At 64.1% G+C, this 21,406-nt stretch carries 23 protein-coding genes and 1 tRNA gene; 11 read left to right on the forward strand and 13 right to left on the reverse strand.

Annotated features, from left to right (window positions below; genetic code table 11):
• Positions 1 to 96 precede the first annotated feature (96 nt).
• From IYW40_RS05555 to IYW40_RS05570, 4 genes are all read right to left on the reverse strand, one after another.
• Entirely contained in the window at positions 97 to 333 is a 237-nt protein-coding gene (locus tag IYW40_RS05555) for a DUF1467 family protein (RefSeq protein WP_175092834.1), read from the reverse strand.
• 4 nt (positions 334 to 337) lie between these two features.
• Positions 338 to 742, reverse strand: coding sequence for a methylmalonyl-CoA epimerase (gene mce, locus IYW40_RS05560; RefSeq protein ID WP_196399731.1), 405 nt, complete (start codon positions 740 to 742; stop codon positions 338 to 340).
• A gap of 55 nt (positions 743 to 797) precedes the next feature.
• The gene (locus IYW40_RS05565) at positions 798 to 2,111 is read right to left on the reverse strand and encodes a winged helix-turn-helix domain-containing protein (protein WP_196399732.1); all 1,314 of its coding nucleotides are present in this window, start codon (positions 2,109 to 2,111) and stop codon (positions 798 to 800) included.
• A gap of 270 nt (positions 2,112 to 2,381) precedes the next feature.
• A complete protein-coding gene (locus IYW40_RS05570; RefSeq protein WP_196399733.1) occupies positions 2,382 to 2,960 on the reverse strand; it encodes a hypothetical protein in 579 nt (192 codons plus the stop codon).
• A gap of 143 nt (positions 2,961 to 3,103) precedes the next feature.
• Between IYW40_RS05570 and IYW40_RS05575 the strand changes: the two genes are divergently transcribed.
• Together IYW40_RS05575 and IYW40_RS05580 are read left to right on the forward strand one after the other, a co-directional pair.
• Entirely contained in the window at positions 3,104 to 3,448 is a 345-nt protein-coding gene (locus IYW40_RS05575; protein WP_196399734.1) for a hypothetical protein, read from the forward strand.
• A 30-nt stretch (positions 3,449 to 3,478) separates the two neighbouring features.
• Complete coding sequence (locus IYW40_RS05580) at positions 3,479 to 4,054, forward strand: NnrU family protein (RefSeq protein WP_196399735.1); 576 nt, start codon at positions 3,479 to 3,481, stop codon at positions 4,052 to 4,054.
• Positions 4,055 to 4,072: 18 nt separating this feature from the next.
• Here IYW40_RS05580 and IYW40_RS05585 read toward each other — a convergent pair whose 3' ends face one another.
• Together IYW40_RS05585 and gltX are read right to left on the reverse strand one after the other, a co-directional pair.
• A complete protein-coding gene (locus IYW40_RS05585; RefSeq protein ID WP_232365858.1) occupies positions 4,073 to 4,498 on the reverse strand; it encodes a DUF1622 domain-containing protein in 426 nt (141 codons plus the stop codon).
• Positions 4,479 to 5,831 carry a glutamate--tRNA ligase gene (gene gltX / locus IYW40_RS05590; RefSeq protein WP_196399736.1) on the reverse strand — a complete coding sequence of 451 codons (1,353 nt, stop codon included), beginning with the start codon at positions 5,829 to 5,831 and terminating at the stop codon, positions 4,479 to 4,481. Before gltX ends, IYW40_RS05585 begins: the two co-directional genes overlap by 20 nt.
• A gap of 244 nt (positions 5,832 to 6,075) precedes the next feature.
• Here gltX and IYW40_RS05595 point away from each other — a divergent pair, with 244 nt between their 5' ends.
• Positions 6,076 to 7,218, forward strand: a complete 1,143-nt coding sequence (locus tag IYW40_RS05595; protein WP_196399737.1) for a ceramide glucosyltransferase — start codon at positions 6,076 to 6,078, stop codon at positions 7,216 to 7,218.
• Between the two features lie 31 nt (positions 7,219 to 7,249).
• Here IYW40_RS05595 and IYW40_RS05600 read toward each other — a convergent pair whose 3' ends face one another.
• Entirely contained in the window at positions 7,250 to 8,629 is a 1,380-nt protein-coding gene (locus tag IYW40_RS05600; protein WP_196399738.1) for a 3-deoxy-7-phosphoheptulonate synthase class II, read from the reverse strand.
• A 193-nt stretch (positions 8,630 to 8,822) separates the two neighbouring features.
• Here IYW40_RS05600 and IYW40_RS05605 point away from each other — a divergent pair, with 193 nt between their 5' ends.
• The gene (locus tag IYW40_RS05605; protein ID WP_196399739.1) at positions 8,823 to 10,040 is read left to right on the forward strand and encodes an acyltransferase; all 1,218 of its coding nucleotides are present in this window, start codon (positions 8,823 to 8,825) and stop codon (positions 10,038 to 10,040) included.
• Here IYW40_RS05605 and gor read toward each other — a convergent pair.
• The 3 genes from gor to IYW40_RS05620 are packed head-to-tail and all read right to left on the reverse strand — an operon-like array spanning position 10,037 to position 12,557.
• Entirely contained in the window at positions 10,037 to 11,410 is a 1,374-nt protein-coding gene (gor, locus tag IYW40_RS05610; protein WP_196399740.1) for a glutathione-disulfide reductase, read from the reverse strand. The two genes, IYW40_RS05605 and gor, sit on opposite strands and share 4 nt — an antisense overlap.
• Positions 11,407 to 12,129 (reverse strand): ribose-5-phosphate isomerase RpiA, encoded by a 723-nt coding sequence (gene rpiA / locus IYW40_RS05615; protein ID WP_281432864.1) that lies wholly within the window; start codon positions 12,127 to 12,129, stop codon positions 11,407 to 11,409. Before rpiA ends, gor begins: the two co-directional genes overlap by 4 nt.
• A 29-nt stretch (positions 12,130 to 12,158) precedes the next feature.
• Entirely contained in the window at positions 12,159 to 12,557 is a 399-nt protein-coding gene (locus IYW40_RS05620; RefSeq protein WP_026222570.1) for a hypothetical protein, read from the reverse strand.
• Between the two features lie 130 nt (positions 12,558 to 12,687).
• Here IYW40_RS05620 and IYW40_RS05625 point away from each other — a divergent pair, with 130 nt between their 5' ends.
• From IYW40_RS05625 to IYW40_RS05635, 3 genes are all read left to right on the forward strand, one after another.
• Positions 12,688 to 13,392 carry an HAD family hydrolase gene (locus IYW40_RS05625; protein WP_196399741.1) on the forward strand — a complete coding sequence of 235 codons (705 nt, stop codon included), beginning with the start codon at positions 12,688 to 12,690 and terminating at the stop codon, positions 13,390 to 13,392.
• Between the two features lie 63 nt (positions 13,393 to 13,455).
• Positions 13,456 to 14,163 (forward strand): phosphohydrolase, encoded by a 708-nt coding sequence (locus tag IYW40_RS05630; protein ID WP_246720667.1) that lies wholly within the window; start codon positions 13,456 to 13,458, stop codon positions 14,161 to 14,163.
• A tRNA-Val gene (locus tag IYW40_RS05635) sits at positions 14,154 to 14,228 on the forward strand. Before IYW40_RS05630 ends, IYW40_RS05635 begins: the two co-directional genes overlap by 10 nt.
• A gap of 59 nt (positions 14,229 to 14,287) precedes the next feature.
• Here the strand turns inward: IYW40_RS05635 and IYW40_RS05640 are convergent.
• Positions 14,288 to 14,539, reverse strand: coding sequence for a CsbD family protein (locus IYW40_RS05640; protein ID WP_196399742.1), 252 nt, complete (start codon positions 14,537 to 14,539; stop codon positions 14,288 to 14,290).
• A gap of 191 nt (positions 14,540 to 14,730) precedes the next feature.
• Between IYW40_RS05640 and IYW40_RS05645 the strand changes: the two genes are divergently transcribed.
• Positions 14,731 to 15,243, forward strand: a complete 513-nt coding sequence (locus IYW40_RS05645; protein ID WP_196399743.1) for a DUF1643 domain-containing protein — start codon at positions 14,731 to 14,733, stop codon at positions 15,241 to 15,243.
• 17 nt (positions 15,244 to 15,260) lie between these two features.
• Here the strand turns inward: IYW40_RS05645 and IYW40_RS05650 are convergent, their stop codons facing one another.
• Positions 15,261 to 16,844: an MFS transporter gene (locus IYW40_RS05650; RefSeq protein ID WP_348644239.1), complete on the reverse strand. Its 1,584-nt coding sequence runs from the start codon at positions 16,842 to 16,844 to the stop codon at positions 15,261 to 15,263.
• 209 nt (positions 16,845 to 17,053) lie between these two features.
• On the opposite strand from IYW40_RS05650, the gene IYW40_RS05655 reads away from it, so the two are divergent.
• Together IYW40_RS05655 and IYW40_RS05660 are read left to right on the forward strand one after the other, a co-directional pair.
• On the forward strand, positions 17,054 to 18,265 hold the full coding sequence (locus IYW40_RS05655; RefSeq protein WP_196399744.1) for a cation:proton antiporter: 1,212 nt from the start codon (positions 17,054 to 17,056) through the stop codon (positions 18,263 to 18,265).
• Between the two features lie 125 nt (positions 18,266 to 18,390).
• Positions 18,391 to 18,633 carry a hypothetical protein gene (locus tag IYW40_RS05660; RefSeq protein WP_196399745.1) on the forward strand — a complete coding sequence of 81 codons (243 nt, stop codon included), beginning with the start codon at positions 18,391 to 18,393 and terminating at the stop codon, positions 18,631 to 18,633.
• Positions 18,634 to 18,683: 50 nt separating this feature from the next.
• Here the strand turns inward: IYW40_RS05660 and IYW40_RS05665 are convergent, their stop codons facing one another.
• Positions 18,684 to 20,252, reverse strand: a complete 1,569-nt coding sequence (locus IYW40_RS05665) for an NAD(P)/FAD-dependent oxidoreductase (protein ID WP_196399746.1) — start codon at positions 20,250 to 20,252, stop codon at positions 18,684 to 18,686.
• Positions 20,253 to 20,373: 121 nt separating this feature from the next.
• Here IYW40_RS05665 and msrB point away from each other — a divergent pair, with 121 nt between their 5' ends.
• Complete coding sequence (msrB, locus tag IYW40_RS05670; RefSeq protein WP_196399747.1) at positions 20,374 to 20,775, forward strand: peptide-methionine (R)-S-oxide reductase MsrB; 402 nt, start codon at positions 20,374 to 20,376, stop codon at positions 20,773 to 20,775.
• The last annotated feature ends 631 nt before the right edge of the window (positions 20,776 to 21,406 follow it).

The following is a 21,406-nucleotide window of genomic DNA, read 5'->3' on the forward strand; positions in this document are numbered from 1 at the left end:
GTCCGTTCGGCCGTGCGGGTCGTCTGTCCCGCGCTTGGCGATCAACTACCGGCGGGCGGCGGGCCGGTCAACCCCCGGCGGGCGACCCCCGCCCGCTCACGCCGTGAGCTTGGCGAAAAGCACCAGCAGGCCGAAGAGGACGGCCGAGACCACCGTCGTGATCCCCGCTTTTTTTAAGAGATCTGGCGAGGCGGGAGCGCCGGGGTCGGCGCCCTCGGGAAGATCTTCTTCGGCCTCTTCGGAAGAGCGAATGCCGAGCGGCAGCACGGCGAACAGCACGATCCACCAGATCGTCAGGTAGATCGCCGCCGCCAGCGGCAGGGAAAAGGGCATGCGCCTAAGCCTGCTCGAGTTCGATCAAGGAGCCGCAGAAGTCCTTGGGATGCAGAAACAGCACGGGCCTGCCATGCGCGCCGATCCTTGGCTCTCCATCGCCCAACACGCGTGCGCCCGAGGCCTTAAGCTGCTCGCGCGCCGCGATAATGTCTTCAACCTCGTAGCAGATGTGGTGGATGCCGCCCGCTGGATTTTTCGCGACGAAGCCCGCGATCGGCGAGTTTTCGCCGTAAGGTTCGAGCAGCTCGATCTTGGTGTTGGGCAATTCGACGAAAACGACCGTTACGCCGTGCTCCGCGAGGCGTTCTGGCGCCGAAACCTTCGCCCCCAGGGCGTCGCGGTAGATGGCGGAAGCCTTTTCGACGCTATCGACAGCGATAGCGACATGGTTCAGACGGCCGATCATTTTCACCTTCCGGAAGAATGCTGTGCAGCGCCAATAAGCGCTGAGGCGGGCAATATCAACCGGCGGGGCGCGCCTCGGCCTGCTGCGGATGGCCGAATCCGTCGATGGCGCCGCGCAATGCGACGAAGCGCGGATCGACGCGTGCGAAGGAGCTCCAGGGACAGCCTTCGGAAAGGCCGCGTCGAATCGCTTCGAGGGCCTCGGCGCGCTTGCCCAGAGCAAAAAACGCCGCGCCGAGAAAGCAGGGCGGCGCGTAGAGCTCGGCGTCTTGGACGAGCCTGTCTATGAGCGCATGCGTTTCCTCGGCGCGTCCGGCGCGGGCGAGCGCATAGGCGAGCACGGTCAATTGTAAGGGATCGTCTGGGCTCGAGGCGACGGCGCGGCGCGCCGCGCTCACCGCCTGTTCGTGAACGCCCTGAAGGCTGTAGGCGATGGACATCACGAGATGCAGAGTGGCGGCGTCGGGCCTCAGCTCGAGCCCGTCGCGCGCATAGCGGCGCGCCCGCTCGAGGTCGCCGGCGCAGAGAATGAGCCATGCATGCAACGACAGCAGCGCCTGATCATGTGGCGAGTTGGCGAGGCCCTCTTCGCAATCGGCGATGCCGTCGTCGAGACGATCGGCCGCCGCAAGCAGCCAACAGCGGTAGACGCGCGCTTTGCCGTAGAGAGGATCAACGGCGACGGCCTGATCGAGGAGGGCGAGGCCCTCGGCGATCTTGCCCCTGAGCGCGCCGCGAGCCCAGCCGAGAACGGCCAGCGCCGGCGTATGATCGCGCAGGATGCCGAGCGCCCGGCCAGCGAAGTCCTCGATCATCCCCGCCGCCTGGGCGGGACGAAGAAACCCGCGTACGACTCGGCCGGCGGCGATGTCGGCGGCGAGAGCCCAGACCGCCGGGTTGCCGGGTTCGATCTGGGCGGCGGATGCGATCGCTTCCTGCGCGCGCGCGAAGCCCTCTCGCGTGCGGTCTCCGGCAAGCTCGTAGGCGGTCTGCCAGAGATCGAGAATATGCGGCTCGCTCAAAGGGGCGAGACGGAGCGTTTGCGCGTCGCATGCGTCGATGGTCTCGACCGTCCCGCGAAGCGACAGCCCCCGGCCATAGGCGGTGGCGATCAGCTCTTCGCCGCCAGCGTCGCGCAGCGGCTTCCGCAAAAGATAGGCGCAGCGGTCGATGGAATCGTCGGACGCGGCGCGATCCGGCCACAGCCGCGCGGCAATTTCGCCCTTGGTGATCAGGACGCCAGGCGACTCCAGAAGCATTTCAAGAAGTTGACGCGCCTGCGGGCCCAGATGAATGCGCTTGCCGTCGCGCTGCAGTCCGCCCTGTGCGCTGTAACTGAATCCTGAAAATCGCTTCACCAACTCGCCCATGGCAGCCCCCAGCCAGCCGCGATGATGGCAAGACGGCGCGGCTTCGGCAAGAGGCGTATATGGTTAAGTCTTCAAAATCACATAGTTTTTTTGAAATTCTGGCCCCTCCCGGCGACCGTTGGCTCTCCAAAAATAAAAAACGCCGGACGTACCTCCGGCCCGGCGTTTGAGCCTTCCAGATACGCAGCACGTTCGGAAGGCTCGACACAGTCTATGCGCGTCCAAATTGACGGCCGCATGACGCCGCGCGGTCTTCCGCCTGAGCGACGCCTAAGCGCCGCGTGCGCTCTGGTCCTCCTTTCCCCAAACGAACAGCACGAGAGCCAGAACGCCGGCGGCCGCAAAAAGAAAGTAAGGCGTCCGCGCGAGCAGCGGCCGGCCGCCGACGGTGAAGGGGAACCGCGACACCCAATGCTCGCCGTTCGGACCGTCGACTGTGACGATCCCCACGAATTGGCCGGTCTCGTTGAAGACATGTTCAAAGTTCAGCGTGCCGGCCGGATAGACCTTTGGCGGCAGATAGGCCACCGTGACGGCGTCGAGGCGCTCCTGCGGCTCCTTGTCGCCGATGTCGCGGATGATGCGAAAGTCCGTCGACATTTCCCGCATCTCGTCCTGAGCATAATCGAGGACGAAAATCGTCGGGCCAATCGTGGGAATGTCCTCACAGAACCTGTTGCGCGACGCTGCAGGCTGATAGCCGGAGAAATACATGAAATCCGGCCCGATTTTCAGCATGCAGGCGTTCTGCTGGCGTTGCATCGCGCCATGCGCGAAAGCGAGCGATAGAGGCGCGCAGACGAGCGCCGCCATGATCAGCAACCAAATAGCGCTAAGAGGCTTCGACATATCGTCCTCCCTGTTCAAAGTCTGGACGACGCTGCTCTGAAACTCAGCTTGCGCGTCATCCCTTCGTCTAATAGCGGTTCGGTGCGTCGCCCACGCGCGTGCGATAGGCTGTCCTAGGAAAGAACCCGGCAGGAACGAAAAAGATGCGCCCGGTATTGAAATTCCTCATTATCGCGCTGCTTCCGCTCGCGGGCTGGGCGCGGGCGGCGGATCTCAACGACTATCCGACCTCTGCGCGCGCCGATTACGTCTTCGGCTGCATGAAGGCGAACGGCGATACGCGCCTCTCCTTGGACCAGTGCTCTTGCTCCATAGACGTCATCGCGACCATTCTGCCTTATGAGCGGTATGTCACGGCCGAGACTGTCGCGAGCGTCAATCAGCAGGCGGGGCAGGTGGGCGCGCTGATGCGCAATACGGATGCGGCGCGTGACGCGCTCCAGGAATTACGCCGCGCTCAGGCCGAGGCGCAGGTGCGGTGCTTTTAGACGCGAATTGATGTGGAAGGCGGAGAGGCCATGCTTATTCTCATTCTCGGAATCGTGATTTTTCTCGGGGTTCATACGCTTACGGCGTTTCGCGAGACGCGCGCCAGCCTGATCGAGCGCTACGGCCTTCAAACTTATAAGGCCGCCTACGGGCTCGTCGCCGCCATCGGTCTCGGCCTCATCGTCTATGGGTTCATCCGTTATCGCGCGGAGGGCTTGATTTATGTCTGGACGCCGCCGTCTTGGGGGCGCCATGTCGCCATGCCGCTCGTCTGGTTCGCTTTCGTCGCGATCGTGAGCCGTCGCGCGCCGCCGGGCCGCATTCGCGGCGCGCTGCGCCATCCGACGCTCGTCGCGATAAAGAGCTGGGCGCTCGCGCATCTTCTCGTCAATGGCGATCTCGGCGGCATGATCCTGTTCGGGTCTTTTCTCGCCTGGGGCGTCTTCGACCGAATCGCGGTGAAGAGGCGCGGGGACGGGGGCGCGCCACGGATTTCGCAATTCACGCGCGGCGACGCGATCGCGCTCGGCGTCGGAACGGCGCTGTTCCTCATCGTGCTCTATCTGCACCCGTGGCTGTTCGGCGTTTCGGTGCTGCCGGCGTAAGCAAGGTCCGACTTCATCCTACGACGGCGCCGATTCATCTTCGCTTGGCGCCGCCGTCTCCAGGCTTCGGCCCTGCCACGGCCAGCGGCCTTCGAGCTCCGCCTCCATCGTAAAGCTCATCGCCGTGCGGATCATCACGATGAGGCCGAGCACGAAGACGTTTTCGAGGCTTGGATGTTCGACGGAGACAGTCCGGATGATGTCGCCGCCGACGAGGAACTCCAACCCGAGCAGGATCGAGCGGCCGACATTCTTTCGGTAGCCGCGATAGGTGAGGGGGTGTGCTCTCCAGGGCGTCAGAAAAGCGAGCGTCGACAGAACCGCGCCTGTGACGATGATCAGCACGCCGACGACGTCGAGCGCCAGACCCGCGAAGTTGATGATCTCGTGGATGCTCGCCAGATAGGTCACGAGCGCTTCGCTTTCATTCGTGGGCGCCGACAAGTCGCGCGAGCGCCTTGGCGTGGCCGATGAGCGGCAGCAGCGCGGCGAGCTCCGGCCCGCTCTCGGCGCCGGTCAGCGCCAGCCGCAGCGGATGAAAAAGCGCCTTGCCCTTCCGGCCGGTCGCCGTCTTGATGTCGCTCGTCCAGGCCGCCCATGTGGTCTCGTCCCAAGGCTCCGACGGCAAAAGCTGCGCCGCGTCTTGCAGGAATGATTCATCCTCGCGGATCGGCTCGATCTCCCCGTCCGCGACGCGCCACCATGTCAGAATATCGTCGAAACGCGCAAGATTGCCGCGCGCCGCGCGCCATAGCGGCTCCGCCTTGCGGCCGACGATCGTCAGAGCTTCCAGCCGCTCGCGCACGTCCTCAAATTCATAGAGCGCGAGAGTCCGATGCGTCAGAGTTTCAAGATCGGCGGGGTCGAAACGCGCCGGATTGCGCGAGACATGCGACAGATTGAAACTCTGCGCGAGTTCGTCGAGCGAGCGCACGGCGTGGACATTGTCGGAGGAGCCGGTCAGCGTCGCCAGCGCGGCGACGGCGAGGGGCTCGTAGCCATCTTCGCGCAGCGAGGCGATGGAGAGCGATCCGGTTCGCTTCGACAGAGCCTCGCCGCCCGCGCCGATGAGAAGATTGTGATGCGCGAAAATCGGCGCCGGCGCATGAGGCGCAAGCGCTCGCATGAGCTGCAACTGCACGGCCGTATTGGTGACGTGGTCTTCGCCGCGAATAACATGGGTGATCCGCATGTCGATGTCGTCGACGACCGAGGGCAGCGTGTAAAGAAAACTGCCGTCCTCGCGGATCAGGACCGGGTCCGACAGGGCCGAACAGTCGATATGCGCCGGACCGCGCACAAGATCATTCCATTCGGCGACGCCCGGCTCGAGCATGAATCGCCAGTGCGGCTGTCGGCCCTCGGCTTCGAGCGCGGCGCGATCAGACGCGCTGAGGCGCAGCGCCGCACGATCGTAAACGGGGGGCAACCCGCGCGCCTGCTGCATCTTGCGGCGCTTGTCCAACTCTTCCTGGGTTTCATAGCAAGGGTAGAGGCGGCCGGATCGCCGCAGGCGATCGGCGGCGTCCTCATAGAGCGCGACGCGCTCCGACTGACGGAACACCTCATGCGGAACGATGCCCAGCCAGGCGAGATCAATCTCGATTCCACGCGCGAATTCCTCGCTGGATCTAGCAAAATCAGTGTCATCGAACCGTAGCGCGAATCGTCCAAGGTTGGCGGCGGCGAACAGAAAATTGAACAGCGCGACGCGCGCGTTGCCGATGTGAATGCGGCCGGTCGGCGAGGGCGCGAAACGAACGATCGGAGAGGTCATGAGGAAGCTTCGTCAGGAGTTTCAACAAAGGATACAGCAGCAGGGTTTTCAGCGGGAATTTTCAACAGCCGCGCGTCGGGAGAAGATTCTCGCGCCACCATCCTTTTGCCAAGACCCGGCGTCTTTGTCAGGCGGAATTTCGAAATGGCCGCGCCCCGGCGTTGCGCGCCGGAAGCCGAGCCACTCGGCCGGCGTCCGCCGCTGCGATTCTCTGCGTTACGACTCTTAAGAAAAAGCGCCGTTCATGATCCTGGCCTATATCTGCGCCGGCTGGTGCGCCGTCATCCTTATCCTCAATTTCACAAGCATGGCGCTGATGTCCCGAAAATGTCGGGCGCGGGAGCGAACGCTGCCGCCGCCGGACAATGCGCCGCCGGTAAGCATCGTGCGGCCCTTGCGCGGGCTGGAGCCTTTCAGCGAGGAGACGCTCGGCGCGACCTTCGATCTCGACTATCCCGATTATGAGATCATATTCTGCGTGCAATCGCCGAGCGATCCGGTCATTTCGCTGGTCGAGCGGCTGATCGCGGCGCATCCCGAGCGCGAGGCGCGACTGCTCGTCGGCGACGATTATGTCAGCGCCAATCCCAAGCTCAATAATTGCGTCAAGGGGTGGGACGCAGCGCGGCATCATCATGTGATCCTCGCCGATTCCAACGCGCTGCCGCCCCGCGACTATATCCAGACCATGCTTGCCGCGTTCCGCGACAATACGGCGATGAGCGTGTCGATGCCGATCGGTTCGCGTCCGCAAGGCTTCTGGGCGACCGTCGAATGCGCGATCCTCAATACGTTTCAGGCGCGCTGGCAATATGGCGCCGAGGCGATTGGGGCCGCCTTCGCGCAGGGCAAGAATATGATGTGGCGGCGCGACGTGCTCGACAGCGCGGGCGGCATTCGCGCGCTGGCGGGCGAAATCGCCGAGGACGCCGCCTCGACCAAAGTCATCCGCGCTCAAGGCATGGATGTGCGCCTCGTCGACATGCCCTTCGAGCAGCCGCTCGGCCAACGCACCGCCCGTGAAGTCTATTCACGGCACGTGCGCTGGGCGCGGCTTCGGCGCGCGACCTTCCCGGCGCATTACGCCCCGGAATTCATGAACGGCAGTTTTGCGGCGATCGTGCTCGGCGCCTACGCCGCCGTTCAGCTCGACGGCGGGATCTCCACGGTGGCGCTGGTCACGGCGCTCATCGTCTTTTCGCTGCACGGCGGCGAGATCTGGCTGGCGCGCGTCTGCGGCTTCCCGCTCGACTGGCGCACGCCTTTCGCGCTGATGGTGCGCGACCTGATGTTGCCGGTGATGTTCATCGACGCGCTGCTTTACGACGATTTCGTCTGGCACGGGGCCGAGATGACGGTACGCGAGGCGGAGGAGACGACGGGCTAGCCAGCCCGCGCGTCTTGGCTTGGCTCTTGGCTCACTCCGCCGCGTGCTGCTCCCGCACGCCGCGGGCGACGCGTTCCGCCTTCAAGAGCTCGGCCACCAGGAATGCGACTTCGATCGCCTGTTCGGCGTTGAGGCGCGGATCGCAATAGGTGTGATAGCGGTCGCGCAGATCGTTCTCGGAAATCGCCCGCGCGCCGCCCATGCATTCGGTGACGTCCTTGCCGGTCATCTCGAGATGGATGCCGCCGGCGTAGGAGCCTTCCGCCTGATGCACGGCGAAGAAGTTGCGAATTTCCGACATGATCCGATCGAACGGCCGTGTCTTGTAGCCTCCGGCGCTGACCGTGTTGCCATGCATCGGATCGCAGGACCAGACGATGTTGCGGCCTTCGCGCGTCACCGCCCGCACCAGCGCAGGCAGCGCGTCCTCGATCTTGTCCGCGCCGAAGCGGCAGATCAGCGTGAGCCTGCCGGGCTCGTTCTCGGGATCGAGCGCGTCGATGAGGCGCAGCAGCGCGTCGGGCTTCAAGCTCGGACCGCATTTCAGCCCGAGCGGATTCTTGACGCCGCGGACGAATTCGATATGCGCTCCGTCTTCCTGACGGGTGCGGTCGCCGACCCAGAGCATGTGGCCGGAGGTTGCGTAATAGTCGCCCGTCGTCGAGTCGACGCGGGTCAGCGCCTGTTCATAGCAGAGCAGCAGCGCCTCATGCGAAGTGTAGAAGTCGGTGCCGCGCAATTCCGGATGGTGCTCCGGATCGAGACCGATCGCGCGCATGAAGCTTAAGGTCTCGGTGATCTGATCGGCGAGCTTCTGGTAGCGCTCGGACTGCGGGCTGCTCTTGACGAAGCCGAGCATCCAGCGGTGAACGTTTTCGAGATTGGCGAAGCCGCCCGCCGCAAAGGCGCGGATGAGGTTCAGCGTCGCCGCCGATTGCCTATAGGCGAGCAGCTGGCGCTGCGGATCGGGTTCGCGCGCCTGCGGGTTGAACGCGAGGTCGTTGATGATGTCGCCGCGATAGCTCGGCAGCTCGAGGCCGCCCTGCTTTTCGAGCGGCGAGGAGCGCGGCTTGGCGAACTGGCCGGCGATGCGCCCGACCTTCACCACAGGCGAGGCGGCCGCATAGGTCAGCACCACGGCCATTTGCAGAAAGACGCGGAAAAAGTCGCGAATATTGTCCGCCGAATGTTCCGAGAAGCTCTCGGCGCAGTCCCCGCCCTGCAGCAGGAACGCCTTGCCGGCGGACACCTCGGCCAAGTGGCGCTTCAGATTGCGCGCTTCACCGGCGAAAACGAGCGGCGGGAACCCGGCGAGCTGGCGCTCCACGTCGGCGAGCGCCGCCTGGTCCTGATAGACCGGCGTCTGCTCGATCGGTAGATTCCTCCAACTGCCCGGCGACCAACGTTCCACTTCGCAAAACTCCGCAAAATCAGGCCCGATAGGCGCTGGGGTCGTTCTCGCAGCGACGCCAGCGGCGCTTATAGAGGATTCTCGCCTCCAAAGCGACCCTCCGCTTGGCGGCGGCGATTTGGCGAAGCTCGGGGAGACCCGCTATAAAGCCGGGGCGCGAGCGCGGCCGAGAGCGAGGGGGCGAACCGGGGCGATGCCGTTCATTCTATCGCAATTCATCGAGGCGTCCCGCTGGCTCGGCGCGCTTGTCGTGCTGGCGGTCCACACGAACAACATGTTCACCAACCAGGCGGACATCATGAGCGCGCCGCACGGGCCGCTCGCCTATGTCTGGTGGTTCTACTCGGCCTTCGAGCTTGGGCATCAGGCGGTGCTCGCCTTCTTCGTGATGTCGGGCTATCTCGTCGGCGGCGCGGTGCTCGCGCATATGCGCAAGAATCAGGGCTTCCTGCGCGAATATTTCATTCATCGCGTGTCGCGAATCTATCTCGTCGTGGGGCCTGCCGTCGCGCTCACGCTCGTTCTCGATTCGCTCGGCAGGTGGCTGTTCGCCAGCAGCGGCGTCTATGAATGGCCGCTGTTCAAGGGCCATTTCTCCCCGGTTCTGTTTCTTGCAAGTTTTCTCAATCTGCAAGGCATCGCCTTCGACTATTTCGGCACCAACGGGCCGCTCTGGTCGCTCGCCTGCGAGTTCTGGTACTACGTCACCTTTCCGTTGCTGCTGCTGCCCTTCGCGCGCAATTACCCGCTGGCGCTGCGCTTTTTGGGTTTCGCGCTGGGCGCGGCGCTCTTCCTGGCGCTCTCGACGCCGCCGAGCTGGTTCAAATTCGGCTATATTCTTTGGGCCGGCGGCGCCTTCGCCACGCTGATCGGCCGGCCGATCATCCGCTCGCGCTGGCAGGCGCTCCTCCTCTACGCCGCCGTCGTCGCGATCATCCGGCTCGTGGTGCGCGGACATCTTCTCGAGGCCCATCCTTGGCTCGCCGATGCTGGCGATCTTCTGGCGTCGGGCTTGTTCGTCAATGTGCTGCTCGCCTTCCGCTATGGCCCGCCCGAAGGCTTTTCATTGCTGCGCCCGAAATTCCACAAGACGCTCGCCGATTTTTCCTTCTCGCTCTACAGCATCCATATGCCGATCCTGATCTTCGCGCGCGCGGCGGTCGGCAGCACATTGGGGAATGACTGGGCGACGCAGCTCGCCACCCCGCAAAATTATGCGGTGGCCTTCTCGGTGATGGGGGTCGCCATCGTCGCCGGCTATTTCTTCTCCCGCGTCACCGAGGCGAAGACGGGCGCGGCGCGGCGCAAGCTTCGCGCCCTTCTCGACAGATGGGCGCCAGAGCCCGCCGCTCCGGCTCCGGCGCAGCAGCCCGTTGCGGCGCAGCCGCCGCAGCAACGGATCGAAGCTTAGGCCTGAGGCCTGAGCAGCCGTGACGGCGCGCGCATCGTCACGAGTTCTTCCGCCATCGTCGGATGCACGGCCATCGTCGCGTCGAAATCGCTCTTCGTCGCGCCCATCCGCAGGGCGACGGCGATGAGCTGCGCCATCTCCCCCGCCTCGGGACCTAAAATATGCGCGCCAAGCACGCGTCCATTCGAGCCGTGGATGATCAGCTTCATATAAACGCGTTCGCCGCGTCCCGAGAGCGTCGCGCGCATGGGGCGAAACTGCGTCTCATAAATATCGATCGCGCCATGCTGCGCGAGCGCCTCGGCCTCGGTCAGTCCAACCGTTCCGATTTCGGGCGTGGTGAAGACGGCGCTTGGCGTGCACTCGTAATCGACCGTCGTCGGCGTCGCGCCGAAGACGCTGTCGGCGAAACATTGGCCCTCGCGAATGGCGACAGGCGTCAGATTGATCCGGTCGGTCACGTCGCCGACGGCGTAGATGGATTCGACGTTCGAGCGCGAGCGCTCGTCGACGGCGACGGCGCCGTTTTCGCGCAGCTCGACGCCCGCCGCCTCCAGGCCGAGATTCTGCGTCATCGGCCTGCGTCCCGTCGCGATCAGCAGGCAGTCGACCTCAAGCGGCGCGCCGTCGCTCATCTCGACCTCCAGAACGTCAGCGTTTTTTGTGATGCGCGTCGGCAGGGCGCCGGCCCGGTGCGCAACGCCGGCCGTCTTGAGCGCTTCGCAGAGGCGAGAACGCAGATCGTCGTCGAAGCCGCGCAGCGGCAGGTCGGCGCGATAGGCAAGATGCACCTTCGCGCCGAGACGCGCGAAAACGCTGGCGAATTCGACGGCGATATATCCCGCTCCGACGATCAGCAGCCGTTGCGGAAACTTTGGCAGATCGAAAATCTCGTTTGAAGATATGCCGAATTCGATGCCCGGAATGTGCGGGGCGAGCACCGGCGTGCCGCCGGTGGCGATGAGAATGTAGCGGGCGCGGGCGGAACGGCCGCTGGAAAAACGCACGCCGTTTGGATCGGTGAGCGTCGCGCGCGCGCGGATGAGCTCGACGCCGGAACTCGCGAGCGTTTCGGCGTAAAGGTCTGAAAGGCGCGTGATCTCCTTTTCCTTTGCGGCGACGAGCGCCGGCCAGTCAAAAGACACGTCGCCGACGCGCCAGCCGAAACCGGCGGCGTCCTTGAAATCATCATGGAAACGGCTCGCCAGCACGTAAAGCTTTTTGGGAACGCAGCCGCGAATGACGCAGGTGCCGCCGACACGAAATTCCTCGGCGATCGCGACTTTCGCGCCATGGCTGGCGGCGACGCGCGCCGCACGGACGCCGCCGGATCCGGCGCCGACGACGATAAGGTCATAGTCGAAAGTCATAAGGGGTCGCCCGATATGTTTCCCAGGATGCGCACGCCCTCGGCGCCGGCGATGAAGATCGCCGTTGCGAGTCCGATGAACAGTCCGTGATCCACGACTCCGGGAATCGCCGAAAGCCGCGCAGCGAGGGCGTCCGGATCGTCGATGGCGCCGAACGCGCAATCGACGATGTAATGTCCCCCGTCAGTGATGAAGCGCTCGCCAGGCTCCGCGTCGCGAATCGTCAGCGGGCCGATGAGTCCCAGACCGCGCGCGACCCGTTCGATATGCAGCATGGTGGAGCGCGCGCCGAACCGATCGATTTCGACCGGCAGGGGGAACGCGCCGAGCGTGCGCACCTCCTTCGTCGCGTCGGCGATGACGAACATTCGCGTCGAGGCGGCGGCGACGATCTTCTCGCGCAGCAGCGCGCCGCCGCCGCCTTTGATCAAGCGAAGCGCCGCGTCGAATTCGTCAGCGCCGTCGACGGTGAGATCGAGTTGTGGCGTCTCGTCGAGGGTGGAGAGCGGTATCCCGAGGCTTTCGGCCTGAGCGCGGGTGCGCTCGGAGGTCGGCACGCAAAGGACTTCCAGACCCTCCCTGACGCGGGCGCCGAGAAGATCGACGAAATGCGCCGCCGTCGATCCCGTGCCGAGCCCGAGCCGCATGCCATGCGTGACGGACTCGAGCGCCGCGCGCGCGGCGGCGCGCTTCATTGCCTCGGCGGAAAAAGCGCTCATGCGGACATTCGCTTCGCCAGGTCGATCGCTCATTTGGCCGGCGGCGTGCAGACCACCGATGTCTCGTTCAGCACGAAGCAGATCGACATCATGCCCGAACGCAGATCAACGCGGAATACGCCGCCTTCGCCGGTATGACGCGAAGCGACCAGCGCATATTCGCTGAAAACGCCGGCGCGCGCGCCTTCGCCAGGCGGATAGCACAGCGTCACGCCGATCGCTGCGCCTTCCTTCAGGCCGTATTGGCAGGCGCCGACCTCGCCATTGGAACGGTCCAGGCGAAACACGCGATTGAGATCCGTCTGCGGCGCCGCCAGAAATTCGTAATTTCCGGCCGCCGCCATCGACGCACCGGAAAGGGCGAAGACAAGCGCGCCGGCCGTCAAAGCTGCACGTCGACGCGTTTGGAAATGGCGCGTTCCACGCATTTTTGCGCTCCCTGTCGCGAATCGGTCGGCGCAGTCTACACGCAGAGCCCTCGCCTGCGGAGGCGACAAAATTCGCCGATCGGATCAACGGCGCTTGATCCCAGGGGGCGGCGCGGCTACCCCCTGGGCTATGACAGCCCGCTTCCCTGTTCTCGTTTTCGATCTCGACGGCACATTGGCCGACACAGCGTATGATCTCATCGGCACGCTCAATGTGCTGCTCATGCGCGAGGGATTGACGCCGCTCGCGCTCGAGGCCGGACGGCCGCTTGTCGGCGCCGGCGCGCGGGCGCTGATCGAGCGCGGCTTCGCCCATCAGGGCGCGCCGCTCGATCCGGAGCGCGCCGAGGGGCTGGTGCGCGACTTCCTGGTTTATTACGAGGCGCACATCGCCGACGAAAGCAGGCTGTTCCCCGGCGCCCTCGCGGCGCTCGATCGGTTCAAGGCGGCCGGCTTTCGCCTCGCCGTCTGCACCAATAAGCCTGAAGAACTGGCGCGGCTGCTGTTGCAAAAACTCTCGGCGGCGGACCGTTTCGCGGCGATCTGCGGCCGCGGCAGCTTTCCGATGCACAAGCCCGATCCGCGCACGCTGTGGTTGACGGTCGAGGCGGCGGACGGCGACCCGAGGCGCGCGGTGATGGTGGGGGATTCCAAAACCGATATCGACACCGCCCGCGCCGCCGGAACGCCGTCGGTGGCGGTGGATTTCGGCTATACCGACACGCCGGTCGCGGCGCTTTCGCCCGATCGCGTGATTTCGCATTTCGACGAGCTGTGGGACGCGGTCGCCTCGCTGGAAGAGGCGCTGTTCCAGCGCGCGATAGAGACGTCTTGATCTTTTTGAGCCCCGCTTCGCCGTCGACGCCGGCGCCGCGCACGTTCCGGAAAGGATCGCAATATGGAGAAAATGCACTTCACGCGGATGGACCAGGGCACCGACGAAGATTTTCAGATCCTCAAACAGGTTCACGAGCACACGCTCAAGGAATTGCCGGACCGGCTCTTTGGACTGCTGAGCGATCTTGGCAAGGACACGGCCTATAACATCACGCGCCGCGATCACTGTCTGCAATCGGCGACGCGCGCGCTGCGCGACGGCAAGGACGAAGAATATGTGGTCGTCGCGCTGCTGCACGACGCGTGCGAAACGCTTGGACCTTTCAACCACGGCGAGGTGATCGCGGCGATCCTGAGGCCCTTCATCAGCCGCGACAATTACTGGATGCTGGCGCAGCACGGCCTGTTCCAGACCTATTTCTACGCCGCCCACCTTGGCCTCGATCCGAACGCCCGCGACAAATTCCGGTCGGACCCGGCCTATGAGCAGACGATCGAGTTCTGCGCCAAATATGACGAAGTGTCCTTCGATCCCGCCTACAAAAACGAGCCGCTCTCGACCTTCGAGCCGATGGTGCGCCGCGTCCTGTCGAAGGATTGGACCCCGCCGGGGGCGCGGCGGCGCGGGACGCGGCGGCTCGGCCTAGGCTTGAGCCTCGGCGGCGGGCAGGGCGATCATCGACGCCAGCGGGCGATCTGCGATCTTGACGGAGGGCGCCGGCCTCTCCTACACGAAGAGGACCAATCGCCGATGGCGACGGGCGGCTAGCTCAGCGGGAGAGCACTCCCTTCACACGGGAGGGGTCACAGGTTCAATCCCTGTGCCGCCCACCATTAGCGCCGCACGGCGAACCTCCCCCCGTAAGGAGAGGGAGGCTCGCGAGCGGCATCTCTTATTCGGTAGCCTTGTGAACGGCGTCCTTGGCATTTTTGGCGAGTTCTTTCGCCTTGGTCGCCGCGGCATCCAGCGTATCGGCAATGGCGTCCTTGGCCTCTCCGACCGCCGTCTGGCCCTTCCCCTTTAATTCCTGCAACACGCCTTCGCCTTCCAGTTCGGGAGAGTTGATGACCTTTCCGGCCGCCTGCTTCGCAGACCCTGTCGCTTCATTCAGGGCCCCTTTAAATTTATCGCTGGTCGAACTCATGAAAAATTCCTCCTTATGAAGATCGCTACGTGACGATTGCCACGGTCAAGACAAATGAATAACTGCCGTGCTGCGGATATGTTCCGGTTTCGGCCGGTTTATTATTTGGGCTTCGATGCAGTGACGATCGTGAGATCATTCGCTACATTTGAAAGCGCCGACGCCGGAACAGAGGGCCGGAGGCCAACTCAATGCCTGACCTCTCCGGCGTAGCGTGCGAGATTGAGAGAGCCGCCGTCATCTCAAAGTGCGGCGCGTATCGCTACAGTCTCACGCGCAAATGGAGCGATGCGTCGCTCCTGACCTTCGTCATGCTCAATCCGTCGACGGCCGACGCTAAAGAGGACGATCCGACAATTCGTCGCTGCATCGGCTTCGCGCGGCGCGAAGGCGCCGGCGGACTTATCGTCGCCAATCTTTATGCGCTGCGCTCGTCTTCGCCCGAGGCGCTGTGGGCGGCGCGCGATCCGATCGGCCCCCAGAACGGGCTGGCGCTGGTCGGCCTCGCGGCGCAGGCGTTGGGTCAGTCGGCGCCCATCGTCTGCGCCTGGGGGGCGCTGGCCCGACAAGATCAGATCGATGAGGCGCTGCGGATGTTTCACGCCTCGGGCGCGCGTCTCGTCTGCCTCGGCAGGACACAGCGCGGCGCGCCGCGCCATCCGCTCTATGTTCGCGCCGACCAGCCGCTGGAGCGTTTTCCATAAGAGGCCGCGCCCGGTTCTTACGGCTGCTCCATCAGCTCCTCGGCCGTAAGCCGGGCGAGCGTCTGGGTGCGCTTCTTGGACGCGTAGCTGGGGTAGGCGAGCCAGATGACGCCCGCCAGCAAGATGAACGTCATCGCGCCGAACAGAAAGGCGTCGTTGAGCGCCAGGATCCCGGCCTGCTGGCGGATGAGCTGCGCCGCCCGGCTGCGCGCGGCATTCGGCGACATGCCCATCGCCTGCATACGCTCCAGGAACGAGGCGAGCAGGTCGAGCGAGGCGAAGCGGCGTCCGCCGAAATGATCGGCGAGGTCGAGCTGATGGAAGGGCGTGCGGCGGAAGACGAGCACGCCGAGCAGCGTGATGCCCATGGCGCCGAACACCGTGCGCAGCATCGCGAGCTCCTCCGCCGCGCGGATCAGTCGTTCGCCGGCGAGTCCGGTCATGGCGAGCGTCGCGAGCGGCGCAAAGAACATCGCAAGAGAGAAGCCGAAGAAGAACATCGGCGTCGTGACACTATCGAAAGAGGCGCTCTTGTCGTAGTGGCCGAGCCACACAAAGGTCACCGCGAGGCCGATGAAATTGAGGAAAATGATGAGTCGCGCATCGACGTTTCTCGTGATCTCATGCACAACGGCGGCGGCGGCCATCGCCAGAAAAATCATGGTCAGATAGACCATGCCGGCGAGCGAAGACGTGTAGCCGAGCAGCACCTGCAGTTGCACGATGAACACCGACAGCAGGCCCTGAATGATCAGAAAGCCGATCAGCGAGCAGAATGTCGCGATCGCGAAATTGCGGTGCAGAAACAGCCGCAGGTCGAGGGCGGGCCGCCGCTCGCCGAACTCCCAGAAAATGAACATCGGCAAAGCGAGGAGAACGACCAGGAGCAGCCATGCGAGCACGGGCGAGGCGAACCAGTCGAAATCATTGCCCATGTTGAGAATCGTCTGCACGCCGAGCAGCACCGTCGCGAGCAGAATGAAACCGATCGTGTCGAAGCGCGTCATCCGGCGCTGAAAGCCGCGCCGGTGGAACAGCGCCCAGATGACAGCCGCCGCTGGCAGCGCGACCAGGACGTTGGAATAAAACAGCCAGCGCCAGTTGAAATATTCAGCCCAGAAGCCGCCCATGAAGACGCCGATGGTGAAGGGCGCCATGCTCATGACGCCCCAAAAGCCGACGCCGAGCGTGCGCTGATCATCGCGATATTGCCCAAGCGTCACCGATTGCGCGAGCGGAAGGGCGACGCCGCCAATCAGGCCGAGCAGAAAGCGCATCGGCGCGAAAAACCAGATCGTCTCGCTCGCCGCGCACATCAAGGAAACGGCCGCGTAGGCGACAAGGGCGCCGACCAGCACGCGATAGGCGCCAAGCCGTCCCGAGAGCCACCGCGACAAGGGAAGACCGAGCGCGATGCCGACCATATGGTCGGTCGTCGCCCATGTGCCATAGCTCGGCGTCACGCCCTCGAGGCTTCCGGCGGCGTAGGGCGCGAGCACCGTGTAGCCGGGCACATTCGACAACATGACGACATTCGCCGCGCCCGCCGCGACGTTGAGCAGCAGGAATCGCCAGCCTTTCATGCGCTCTGTTTCGTTCACGATCCTTCTGCTCCGGACGGACGCACGAACTCACTTCGATGCTTCAGCAGTTTAGAAAGGCGAAGCTTCATCCGTTTGCTCATTTGCGTGTGCGAGTCATCGCTGAAAAAAGCGCTTTTATCACGAAGCTTCTGGGCGCCAGAATCCCCAAAAGCTTGCCAATAAGCCGCGGCATGGTCATACAAGCCGCCTGCAAGAGGAGAAGGCGCATGACGGGCATATGGTTTCAGGTCGCGCTCATCTTGGGCCTTGCGCTCATCTCCGCGATGATCGCCGCGAGATTTCGTATCTCGACCGCGTTGACCGAAATCATCGTCGGCATGTGTGCGCGAACGCTGTTCGCCGCGACTGTCGGCGTCGAAATCTTCAGCGCCCAGGAGCCTTGGGTCAAGACGCTCGCCGGACTTGGCGCCATCGCGCTGACGTTTCTCGCGGGCGCGGAACTCGACCCCGACGTCTTCAAACTGAAGTGGAAGGAGGCTGCGTCGGTCGGCGCTGCGAGCTTCCTCGCGCCCGCCATCGGCTGCTGGGCGGTCGCCTATTATCTGCTGGGTTGGGAGAGTTCTCCGGCGCTGCTTGCCGGCATCGCGCTCGCCGCCACCTCCGTCGCCGTGGTCTATACGGTGATGATGGAATATGGCTTTAACCGCACCGACTTCGGCAAAACGATTCTCGCCGCCTGTTTCATCACCGATCTCGGCACGGTCGTGACGCTCGGCCTCGTATTCGCGCCCTTCACCTGGAAGACCGCCGTGTTCGTCGCAGCGGTCGGCGTGGCGTTCGTCGGATTGCCGCGGGCGACGCCGGTGATCTTTGCGAAGTTCGGCGGGCGCCCCTCCGAATTCGAGACAAAATTCCTGTTCTTCGCGCTGATGGCGCTCGGCGCGCTCGCGACCTGGGCCGGGAGCGAAGGCGTCTTGCCGGCCTATCTGATCGGCATGGCGCTCGCGGGCTGCGTCGGGCGCGACCATGCGCTCATTCGCAAGATTCGGGCGGTGACCATCGGTCTGCTGACGCCCTTCTATTTCATCCGCGCCGGATATTTTGTCTCCATCCCGGCCGTTCTCGCCGCGCCGCTTGGCGTCGCCGCCTTTCTTGCCGTCGAGATGGCGACCAAGATCGTCAGCGTCTATCCCGTGGCGCGCCGATTCGGGTCGCCGCACAAGGACGCCATGTATACGACGCTGCTGATGGCCTCCGGCCTCACATTCGGCACGATTTCGGCGCTTTTCGGCCTGTCAAACAATATCATCGACGAAAACCAATATTCGACGCTCGTCGCCGCGATCATCGCGACGGCGATCGTGCCCACGATGATCGCGAACAGTCTTTATTTGCCGCGCCATCGGCTGCCCCGAGAGACGGCTCCGCAGCACATTGGTTCCGTGGATCCGGCGAAGGAGTCCGTCCTCGAAGGATAAATGCGACTTGATTCCCAGCGGGCGCGATGCAATCAACGTCCCCATTGTCGCTCGAGGAAGCGCGCCTGCCGCGTGGCGCGTCTGCGGTACGCCTCGAAGCGCGGACAACAGGAAGGACAATCTGAATGCGCATCATTTTGAGGCTATCGGCTGTGCTGGCTTTTTTTGCGCTCACGCCGGCTTTCGCTCAAGGCACGCCTGAACAGCGCGAGGCCTGCGAAGGCGACGCGAATCGCGTCTGCGAGGCGTATATTCCGGACGCCGTCGCCATCGAGCGATGCCTGAGAGCCAATGCGGGATCGATCAGCGCCGCCTGCAAAGCCGAACTCGGCCTCGCGTCGGCCGGCGGCAAAAAGCGCAAGCGCTAACAACGCGCGGCGCAACACGTCGCCGCGCCTTTAATCCGCGCCTCACTTCATCAGGTCGCGACGGCGAGCCGTCTTTCGGCGAGCCGCGCGGCCTCGGCGCCCGACAACATCGCGCCGTTGAAGCCATGCTCGCCGCCGAAAGCCGAGGCGAGATAGAGTCCGGCGATCGGCGTGTGCGGCGTGCGCGGAAATCCCATCAGGATCGGCGCTTCGGCGGGCATCGCCGCAAAGCCGTACACGGCGCCCTCCGGGGTGTTGAGATAGCTCGCCATCGAATAAGCGTTGAGCAGCATCCGCGTCGTGACCAGACCGGAAAAGCCGGGATAGTCGCGCTCGAGAGACGACTGTATGGCGTCGAGCCAGCGTTCGCGGCGCGCAAGTCCCGCGTCGCGCGGCAGATCGCGCCAATTGTCGAGGCGATCGAGGCCGAGCACGCTGACGAGGATCGGCGGCTCGTCCCAAAGACCTGAGTCGACTGCGGTGAAATTGGCGATCGTATGGAGGGGCAATGCCCCCTTGGGATCTTCCGCCATCGCGCCGGCGCCATCGCCATATTGATCGAAGCGCCGCATGTCGGGCGGCATGACGACCGTCGTGAAATTCGTCAGCCCAACCGTGGAGGGTTTCGCGCTCAAGCCGAAATTGGCTGAAAACAGCGAGGTCGAAAGCCGGCGGGACCCGAACGTCTCTTCCATTTTCGCGCGCGCTGGCGCGTCCATCATCGCCGCCGCCTCCGACGGCGCGCAATTCGCCATCGCCACGCGCGCTTCAATGCGTTCCTCGCTATCGCCGGCGCGCCGCGCGACGTGGCGTATGGCGACCACATTGCCGTCGGCATCGGTCTCGATGGCGTTGACCTGCCGGCCCATGCGCACGACGCCGCCGGTCTTGGTGATCGCCTTCGCGAGCTTCAGGCTCAACTGTCGTGAGCCGCCTTTGATATAGGCGCCGCCGGACGCGATATAGCCGCCCTGCGCGAGCGCGTAGAAAATCCACCACAGCCGGCGCGGGTCGTCGCCGTAATAAGCGAGATTGGCGCCCAGCGCGCATTTCAGGGCCTCGCAGCCGGCGAAATCCCGCTCCATGATTTCGTGCAATGAATTCTGCCAGCCGGCGGCGGCCGGCGCGACTTCCCAAAGTCCGCGCGCCAATTTGGCGAAGGAGCTTTCCTCGCGGGCCTGTTTCAAGGTCCACAGCGCGTCGTGAATCTGCTCGACCTCGCCGAGAAATCTTTGAATGGCGGCGCGTTTGTCGGGGAAGCGGGCGGCGAGCGCCTCATAGGCGGGGGCAAAGCCGAAAGGCAGTTCGAAGGCCTCGCCAACCGGCCCGCCGCGCACCGTATAGAGCGCGCCAGTGGGCAGCCATTCGATTTCGTCGAGAATCCCCAGGCGGCGGAGAATATCGTGCTTCACGTCGCGGGGGTTGCGCGCGTCGGAGGTCTGATGAAGCGAGGCTTCCACGGTCAGCGGACCGACCTTATAGACCGACGCCGCGCCGCCCAGGCTGAAATTGCGTTCGAGAAGGCAGACGCTGTAGCCGGCATGCGCAAGCAGCGCCCCCGCCGTCAATCCGCCCAGTCCCGAGCCGATCACCACGGCGTCGAATTTCTTGTCGCTCATTCTAGAATCTTCTTTCCCACTGAAAGATGGCCACTCTATCCCGCTCCCACCCTCTGGCGAAAGGCGGCGGCCGACACAAGATAGAACCCGAGCCGAGGACCCTTCAGACAAGGCGCTGGCGATGGCCGACGAGATCTTTCCCGTAACCCACACCGACGCCGAATGGCGCGCGCTTCTCACTCCCGAGCAATATGACGTCATGCGCGGGCATGGCACCGAACGCCCGGGAAGCTGCGCGCTCAATCATGAAAAGCGCCGCGGCGCATTCAACTGCGCCGGCTGCGGCCAGCCGTTGTTTCGCTCGGGCGAGAAGTTCGAAAGCGGCACCGGCTGGCCGAGTTTCTTCGATCCGCTTCCCGGCGCGCTCGGCTCGACGGTCGATCGCAGCTATGGCATGGTGCGCACGGAAGTGCATTGCAGCCGATGCGGCTCGCATCTCGGGCATGTCTTCAACGATGGCCCGCCGCCGACCGGCTTGCGCTATTGCATCAATGGCGTCGCGCTCGATTTTCAGCCAGAGTAGGCGTCAAAAGACTATCGGCCTTCGTGATCGCCCGATAGAGTCAAGGCTGCGACGCTGACTGCGACAAATTTTTTTCTAAGGACGTCGCAATGGATGCCGCGCCCGCTGGCTTGCGGTTTCTTCGGATAGGTAAGGATGGGGCTCGGTTTCTCCCCAGCGCAAGCGGCGAGCCTGTCCAGACCCGTCGCATCAGCTTTTCGGGCGTGTAGGAAACGTCACAATTCTTGTAGGGAATGCGCGCATTGATCGATGTGCGCGTAGCCTGTCTCTTACTGTTCTAACGGGTAGGTGAAGGATAGGCGGTCGGCCCGGCTTGTCGAATAAGCGATTCGCCTCGCGCGTGTGTCGCGCGAGCGGGAGCCGCATCGCGGCGCCCGTGACGTCGTCACGCCGCTGGCGGCTCTGCCGGCTTGACGATCAATTTTGATTCCCGTCATACGAGGTGTCCGCAAATGAATTTTCAATAAGCGGATTCATGCGCGCGTCGGCTCGTTGCGGCGAACCGCGGGCCTTGATGCGCGAATTGGAGAAAACGACGGTCGCAAAAAAGGCTGCAGCCTGCATCGGCAGGATTTCAGCCCGGTCGGCCGGGAGCGGGATCGGCGGCGCCGACGCTCGGTTCTCGACGACC

The sequence above is a fragment of the Methylocystis sp. H4A genome (assembly GCF_015709545.1).
Lineage (GTDB): Bacteria > Pseudomonadota > Alphaproteobacteria > Rhizobiales > Beijerinckiaceae > Methylocystis > Methylocystis silviterrae.

Bases quoted from the DNA above. Each gene is read 5' to 3' on its own strand.
- IYW40_RS05555 (WP_175092834.1), bottom strand. From the start codon at position 333: ATGCCCTTTTCCCTGCCGCTGGCGGCGGCGATCTACCTGACGATCTGG.
- mce (WP_196399731.1), bottom strand. From the start codon at position 742: ATGATCGGCCGTCTGAACCATGTCGCTATCGCTGTCGATAGCGTCGAA.
- IYW40_RS05565 (WP_196399732.1), bottom strand. From the start codon at position 2,111: ATGGGCGAGTTGGTGAAGCGATTTTCAGGATTCAGTTACAGCGCACAG.
- IYW40_RS05570 (WP_196399733.1), bottom strand. From the start codon at position 2,960: ATGTCGAAGCCTCTTAGCGCTATTTGGTTGCTGATCATGGCGGCGCTC.
- IYW40_RS05575 (WP_196399734.1), top strand. From the start codon at position 3,104: ATGCGCCCGGTATTGAAATTCCTCATTATCGCGCTGCTTCCGCTCGCG.
- IYW40_RS05580 (WP_196399735.1), top strand. From the start codon at position 3,479: ATGCTTATTCTCATTCTCGGAATCGTGATTTTTCTCGGGGTTCATACG.
- gltX (WP_196399736.1), bottom strand. From the start codon at position 5,831: ATGACCTCTCCGATCGTTCGTTTCGCGCCCTCGCCGACCGGCCGCATT.
- IYW40_RS05595 (WP_196399737.1), top strand. From the start codon at position 6,076: ATGATCCTGGCCTATATCTGCGCCGGCTGGTGCGCCGTCATCCTTATC.
- IYW40_RS05605 (WP_196399739.1), top strand. From the start codon at position 8,823: ATGCCGTTCATTCTATCGCAATTCATCGAGGCGTCCCGCTGGCTCGGC.
- gor (WP_196399740.1), bottom strand. From the start codon at position 11,410: ATGACTTTCGACTATGACCTTATCGTCGTCGGCGCCGGATCCGGCGGC.
- rpiA (WP_281432864.1), bottom strand. From the start codon at position 12,129: ATGAGCGCTTTTTCCGCCGAGGCAATGAAGCGCGCCGCCGCGCGCGCG.
- IYW40_RS05620 (WP_026222570.1), bottom strand. From the start codon at position 12,557: ATGCGTGGAACGCGCCATTTCCAAACGCGTCGACGTGCAGCTTTGACG.
- IYW40_RS05625 (WP_196399741.1), top strand. From the start codon at position 12,688: ATGACAGCCCGCTTCCCTGTTCTCGTTTTCGATCTCGACGGCACATTG.
- IYW40_RS05630 (WP_246720667.1), top strand. From the start codon at position 13,456: ATGGAGAAAATGCACTTCACGCGGATGGACCAGGGCACCGACGAAGAT.
- IYW40_RS05640 (WP_196399742.1), bottom strand. From the start codon at position 14,539: ATGAGTTCGACCAGCGATAAATTTAAAGGGGCCCTGAATGAAGCGACA.
- IYW40_RS05645 (WP_196399743.1), top strand. From the start codon at position 14,731: ATGCCTGACCTCTCCGGCGTAGCGTGCGAGATTGAGAGAGCCGCCGTC.
- IYW40_RS05655 (WP_196399744.1), top strand. From the start codon at position 17,054: ATGACGGGCATATGGTTTCAGGTCGCGCTCATCTTGGGCCTTGCGCTC.
- IYW40_RS05660 (WP_196399745.1), top strand. From the start codon at position 18,391: ATGCGCATCATTTTGAGGCTATCGGCTGTGCTGGCTTTTTTTGCGCTC.
- IYW40_RS05665 (WP_196399746.1), bottom strand. From the start codon at position 20,252: ATGAGCGACAAGAAATTCGACGCCGTGGTGATCGGCTCGGGACTGGGC.
- msrB (WP_196399747.1), top strand. From the start codon at position 20,374: ATGGCCGACGAGATCTTTCCCGTAACCCACACCGACGCCGAATGGCGC.